Origin of the sequence: Paramuribaculum intestinale, assembly GCF_003024925.1 — a bacterium.
Lineage (GTDB): Bacteria > Bacteroidota > Bacteroidia > Bacteroidales > Muribaculaceae > Paramuribaculum > Paramuribaculum intestinale.
In genome coordinates, this window is the sequence record NZ_PUED01000264.1 from 1 (window position 1) to 2520 (window position 2520).

At 35.2% G+C, this 2520-nt stretch carries 3 protein-coding genes; all 3 read left to right on the forward strand.

All coding sequences use genetic code 11. The features are described 5' to 3' along the window. On the forward strand, positions 1–773 hold a 773-nt coding region (locus tag C5O24_RS12495; RefSeq protein ID WP_107681923.1), incomplete at its 5' end, for a LicD family protein. A 9-nt stretch (positions 774–782) separates the two neighbouring features. Continuing rightward, a complete protein-coding gene (locus C5O24_RS12500) occupies positions 783–2072 on the forward strand; it encodes an oligosaccharide flippase family protein (protein WP_107681924.1) in 1290 nt (429 codons plus the stop codon). 92 nt (positions 2073–2164) lie between these two features. Beyond that, positions 2165–2520, forward strand: a 356-nt coding sequence (locus C5O24_RS14625) for an EpsG family protein (protein ID WP_369333078.1), incomplete at its 3' end; no start/stop codon positions are given.

A 2520-nucleotide genomic window follows, 5' to 3' on the forward strand; every position in this document is an offset into this window, starting at 1 on the left:
ATAGAGAAAAGTATAACCCAGATGGGTCTAGGTTGAGGTGCCTTCAGCTGGGGATGTTGGAAATTCTTAAATATATAGACAAGGTTTGTTCTGAAAATAATATTTCATACTGGCTTTCTTCTGGAACATGCCTTGGAGCGGTAAGGCATGGTGGATTTATCCCTTGGGATGATGATGTTGATATAGAGATGCTCAGACCAGATTATGAGAAGCTTTTACGTGTTCTTTCACATACAGAAGGTGATTATTGTTTGCAAACAAACTCTAATGATCCGTATTTTATATATGATTTTGGCAAGTTAAGGAATCCTAAAATCGCTTTTGATGAGTCATTACCACTAGCTAAATATTATACTCATAAGGGTGTGTTTGTTGATATATTTAAGCTTGAAGAATCGAACTCTGAAAAACTACACTATATATGCGGTCGATTAAGAACTTTGGAATTTCATATTTTGAACTGGTCTGCTAGTAGGTGTAAGTTTCTAGTAAAGCCTGCCATGATGTTGCATAAATGGAATGATGTATTGTTCTCATTGATTCGATTGTTGGATCGAATTGGTAACAAGGATAGATTGCGTCATACTTTGGGTGTGACTTTTACAAAGGCTCGAAGTTATAAAGATATTTTTCCTCTTAGACGTGTCAGGTTCGAGAATGTGGACTTGCCAATTCCCAATAGTTATGACAATTATTTGTCAAAAATGTATGGTGATTATAATAAAATCGTGATCGGGCCGTCTCATCTTATCGTATCGGATAATTGCGATTGACTAACTGAAATGAATTTGAACTCAATATACAATAAGTTAAAGGGTGATAAGCTCATTTCTGATTCTGTGTGGTCAATACTTGGATCTGTATTGGGATATGGCTTGTCGCTTATCTCAGGAGTGATACTGGCCCGTTGTATGGGTGACACTGTCTACGGTGAGTTCGGTATGGTAAAGCAGATGCTAATATATATGTGTATCGTAGCGACATTTGGAATGGGTATTACAGGCACTCGTTTTATTGCAGACGCAGATGTCGAAAAAGATTTATCTTCAAAAATGATAGCTGCTTTGTTGATTTCGACCTTATTCAGTTTGTTTTTAGCGATACCTCTTTTTATATTTTCAAGTCAGATAGCGTCGTTTCTTGGCTCCAGATCATTTTTGATGCCTCTGAAAATCACGTCTTTAGCATTGATTTTTTGTGGCTCATATACAACTGGAACTGGATTGTTATCGGGTCTAAAGGAATTCAAACAGATAACCTTAATAAAGATTATTTATGGATTCATGATGCTGATTGGCTGTGTTTTATTGTATTGTATATTAGGTCTGAATGGAGCGGTTTGGGGGTTGGCAGTATGTTATTTTATTGTAACCGTTTTTTGTCTGATTGTAATCCATCGTAGGGCGTCACTATTAAAATTTGATACAAACGAGGTGCAGAAAGTAGCCAAGAAGATGCTGTTGTTTTCTATTCCAGTTGTATTACATGAGGCAATTTATGGTGTTATGAACTGGTTGCTCATGTTGATAATAGCGAAAATGACTGATTACAGTCAACTGGGATTATATACGGCAGCGGCTATATGGGGAAGCACAATAATGTTTATTCCTACAGCATTAAGGTCTGTAGCTTTATCTCATCTTTCGTCTTCACAATCAGATGAAACTTCACATTATAGAATATTAAATCGATTAATAATAATAACATCAGTTTCAGTCGCGGTCCCTATGATCATAATAATACTTTGTTCCGGTTTTATTCAGTCGTTGTATGGCCCAAGTTACGATGGTCTATCACAAGTGATTTCAGTTACTTGCCTGTCTTGTATTTTTAATGCTGTTATTTTTATTCTTACTCAAGAATTAACATCCAAAGGGAATAACTGGTCGATTTTCATATCACGGTTTATTGGAAATTGTTGCGCAATTCTGCTTACATTTGTTTTGATTGAATACTTCAATCAAAAGGGTGCGATATCTGCTTCATGGGCTTGTCTGTTCTCTGCTGTTATTATGGCATTAAGTCTATTTATTTACAAGTATGTGGTAATAAAACACTTCAAAAGTAGATGATATATTGTTTATTACTTATATACTCGCTTTTTTTTACGATGCAATATCCTGGTAAATGGGCATCCCTGCAAAAGGGTAGCATCGTAATATATATGTTATGTTTTTTGTCATTTGTTATGCCATGGATTATTGTTTGTGGCGGTCAATATGAGACGGGGACAGATTATAACACATACATGTCATTATTTAGATCGGGAGATGTTGCGCTATATCTAACTAAAAGAGAATATCTGTTTGCTTATATCGTAGAATTGTGGCATGAATTGAGGCTTTGTCCGCAGGGTCTTTATTTCTTTTTTTATACGGTGTGCTTTTGTTTTTTAGGTCTGATCTGTCATAAGATAAATAATAGGTATTTGTATTTATTCATAATACTATATTTTACAGTTTCCAGTATTTTTTTTAACCAACTGAATCTGTTAAGACAATCCACGGCTGCATATATTGT